Genomic DNA, 1,575 nt, shown 5'->3' on the forward strand with positions numbered 1-1,575 from the left:
CAGGAAATCTGATTGCAGATACTTGGCCAGTTCTGTCGCATTTATTGAGTCTGATTGGTCTAGTGTTGTGGATTTTCTTTCTGATTCTTCATCTTTTTAATTGGGAAGAAACCAAGCAAGAATTGACCAAGCCCCCTCTTTTATCAGGGATGGCCACTTTTCCTATGGCTGGGATGATTTTATCGACCTATGTCTTTCGCGTATTCCCTGCTCTTCCTTTGGTATCACAAGGGATCTGGTGGTTTTCATTTCTCTTGGATTTAGCTTTGATTGCTACTTTTACCATCAAATTTGCCTGTCCGGGTCGGAGGGTCAATGCGACTCCTAGCTGGACGGTGCTCTATGTGGGGATAGCAGTAGCAGCCTTGACCTATCCTCTGGTAGGTATCATTGAAATTGCCTATGCGACCTTGAGTTTTGGTTTTGTCTTGACCTTCTATCTCTATCCGCTTATTTATAGCGATTTAAAGAAACATCCGCTCCCACTAGCCTTGCTTGGACAAGAAGGAATCTACTGTGCTCCCTTTTCTCTACTCTTGGCTTCCCTAGTTCGAGTTGGAGGAGCAGGCCTACCGACTTGGCTCTTGATCGTCATGATTTTGGCATCTCAGTCTTTCTTTTTCTTTGTGTTAACTCGCCTGCCCAATATTTTAAAACAAGGCTTTCAACCAGCCTTCTCAGCCCTCACCTTCCCAACCATTATCACAGCTACTTCGCTCAAGATGGCTCAGGGAATTTTGAAACTTCCATTTCTGGATTATCTGGTCTTGGCTGAAACTGCTATTTGCCTCACTATTTTATTCTTCGTATTGGGTGCTTATCTGATTTGGTTACGAAAAAAGGTCTAGCTAGAAATAGCTAGGCCTTATTTTTATGGTTTGATAACTTCAGCGCCACCCATGTATGGACGAAGTGCTTCTGGAATAGTTACAGAACCATCTTCATTTTGATAGTTTTCAAGAATTGCAGCCACTGTACGTCCAACTGCAAGTCCAGAACCGTTCAAGGTATGAAGGAGTTTCACCTTGCCATCGGCTTCATCACGGTAGCGAATTTGAGCACGACGTGCTTGGAAATCTTCTGTATTTGAACAGCTTGAGATTTCACGATAGGTATTTTGGGCTGGAATCCAAACTTCCAAGTCGTAAGTCTTAGCAGCTGAGAAGCCCATGTCCCCAGTAGAGAGGGCAACGACACGGTACGGAAGATTAAGTTTTTGAAGAATATTTTCAGCGTTGGCTGTCATTTTTTCCAATTCTTCGTAAGATTCTTCTGGTTTGGCAAATTTGACCATTTCAACCTTGTGGAATTGGTGCAGACGAATCAAGCCACGTGTATCACGACCAGCAGAACCAGCCTCAGAACGGAAAGATGGACTCATAGCGGTAAAGTAGATTGGTAGGTCTTTTCCGTCAAGGATTTCATCACGGTAGTAGTTTGTAAGAGGCACTTCAGCTGTAGGAATGAGGACATAATTAGTGTCTTTCAATTCAAAAGTGTCTTCCTTGAATTTTGGATATTGACCAGTACCAAACATAGAGTCATGGTTAACCATGTAAGGCGTGATGACTTCGG

Annotated in this window: 2 protein-coding genes; one reads left to right on the forward strand and one right to left on the reverse strand. The window is 43.2% G+C overall.

Annotated features, from left to right (window positions below; genetic code table 11):
- A partial coding sequence (locus SORDD27_RS00815; protein WP_231069254.1) for a TDT family transporter occupies window positions 1-848 on the forward strand: 848 nt, incomplete at its 5' end.
- A gap of 23 nt (window positions 849-871) precedes the next feature.
- On the opposite strand, the gene serS is transcribed toward SORDD27_RS00815, so the two are convergent.
- On the reverse strand, window positions 872-1,575 hold a 704-nt coding region (gene serS, locus SORDD27_RS00820; RefSeq protein WP_081103312.1), incomplete at its 5' end, for a serine--tRNA ligase.

Source organism: Streptococcus oralis (assembly GCF_001579025.1).
Classification (GTDB): domain Bacteria; phylum Bacillota; class Bacilli; order Lactobacillales; family Streptococcaceae; genus Streptococcus; species Streptococcus oralis_X.